We start from the raw sequence: 1,777 nt of genomic DNA, 5'->3' as shown, positions 1-1,777 counted from the left end.
GGCACAACCGGCACACGGGAACACCCACCACCCGCTCGCTGATCGCCTACGACCACTGACCCGAGCACTTCGGACTTACTCGTCTAGCCTTGTGATCATGGCTTTGCGACCTGATGAGTTCTACGACCACGCGCGCGCGGCTGCCGATGACGAGGTCCGGCTCCCGCTGGCGAGGATGACCGGATGGGACGTCAGTCCCTTCGAGGCCGAAGGGCTGCGGGTTTCCGCGCTGCGCCCGCCGGTTCTGCCCGAGGCACGGCGCCACGGGGAGGACCCGGCCGACTGCGACGTGTGCCGCGCCCGCGACGAGGGGATCTGGCTCGACGACCGTTGGCGGCTGGAGCGGATACCGGGGGTCGGTGTGCCGCTCGTGCTGATGCTGTACCCGCGCGACCACTGCGACATGGCCGATCTGCCCGACGAGCTCGCCGCCGAACTGGGCGTGCTCACCGCCCACATCGTCCGCCACGTGCAGGCACTGCCGCACATAGCGCGGGCCCACGTCTACCGGATCGGGGACGGGGCCGCCCACCTGCACGTGTGGTTCTTCGCCCGGCCCGAGGGACAGGCCCAGCTGTACGGCTCGTGGCTGCCCGTGTGGGACGACCTCCTGCCCGAGTACCCCGCCGAGGTGGCCGACGCGGACGCAGCCGCTGTTGCCGAAGCCCTGGCCGTCTCGTACGGAGGTCACCGCCCGGGCACCGACGGGCACTGACTCCCTCGCCCGGCCTCCCGCCTGCGCGGTGCGGGGTCAGCGGGCGATGGAGAGAGCGAAGGGGGTGAATCCGGTGGCGCGGATGACGTGCGGTACGAAGAGGATCGCGGCTTCTGTGGCGCGGGCGGTCCGGATACCGCCGAGGTCGGTGATCCATTCCTTGCTCCAGCCGAGGTCGGTGAGCAGGTCGTGGACGCTCTGCTTGGCCTGGGGGTCCTCGCCGGAGAGGAACGCGGTCGGCGGCTGGGCGAGGGTGGCCGGCGCGGTCATCACCGGGAAGAGCATGGTGTTGAGCGTTTTGACGACGCGGGTTTCGGGGAGCGTTTCCTGGAGCCGCTCGGCCAGGCTGGAGCCGGGGTAGAGCAGGTCTTCGGGCAGGCCGTCGGGGCCGTCGGTGGTCGCGTTGGAGACGTCGACGAGGATCTTGCCCCGCAGTTCCTCGCGGAGCGCGGCGAGGCGTTCCAGTGAGCCGGCGCCCGGGGTGGCGTTGATGACGATCCGGGCTGTGCGGGCGGCCTCGGCGGCGGCGCCCCGCGTACGGTCCGCCACGGTGACCCGGTGCCCTGCTCGGGTGAGGGCGGCGGCCAGGTTGCCGCCGACGCGGCCGTTCCCGAGTACTGCGATGTCGTTCATGGTGTTTCGTCTCCTCTTGCGTTTCGTTGCGCTGCGTTGCGTAAGGGTGGTCAGCGGGAGAGCGTCGATGCGGCCTGGGCGTGGACGCCGGGTGCGGCGGCCAGGAAGCTGTTGCTCTCGGGGGTCCAGGGGCGGCCTTCGGCGTCGGAGATCCGTCCGCCGGCCTCGGTGACGAGCAGCGCCCCGGGGAGCAGGTCCGCGCGAGCCCCGGCGAACTGCCAGAAGGCGTCGGTCCTGCCGGCGGCCACGTTCGCCAGGTGCAGGGTGGCGGGGACGGAGGTGCGGACGACGAGGGCGTCGAAGAGCATCGCGGTGATCGAAGCGCCGACGCGCCGTACGACCTCCTCGTTCTCGTCGGGCCGGGCCTGGCTGGTGGCGACGATGCTCAGGCCGAGGTCCGCGGTCTGCGAGACGTGCAGGGGGCGGCCG

General features: G+C 71.6%; 3 protein-coding genes. 1 reads left to right on the top strand and 2 read right to left on the bottom strand.

The window, feature by feature from the left end; all coding sequences use genetic code 11:
- Positions 1-97 precede the first annotated feature (97 nt).
- Entirely contained in the window at positions 98-715 is a 618-nt protein-coding gene (locus ACS04_RS30430; RefSeq protein ID WP_048480054.1) for an HIT family protein, read from the top strand.
- Between the two features lie 36 nt (positions 716-751).
- On the opposite strand, the gene ACS04_RS30425 is transcribed toward ACS04_RS30430, so the two are convergent.
- Together ACS04_RS30425 and ACS04_RS30420 are read right to left on the bottom strand one after the other, a co-directional pair.
- Positions 752-1,348 carry an NADPH-dependent F420 reductase gene (locus tag ACS04_RS30425; protein WP_048480037.1) on the bottom strand — a complete coding sequence of 199 codons (597 nt, stop codon included), beginning with the start codon at positions 1,346-1,348 and terminating at the stop codon, positions 752-754.
- 50 nt (positions 1,349-1,398) lie between these two features.
- Positions 1,399-1,777 (bottom strand): inositol monophosphatase family protein (locus ACS04_RS30420; protein ID WP_048480036.1); only part of this gene is annotated, 379 nt, incomplete at its 5' end.

The sequence above is a fragment of the Streptomyces roseus genome (assembly GCF_001044425.1).
Taxonomy (GTDB): Bacteria; Actinomycetota; Actinomycetes; order Streptomycetales; family Streptomycetaceae; genus Streptomyces; species Streptomyces roseus.
This window is presented reverse-complemented; position numbering and strand designations above follow the sequence as displayed.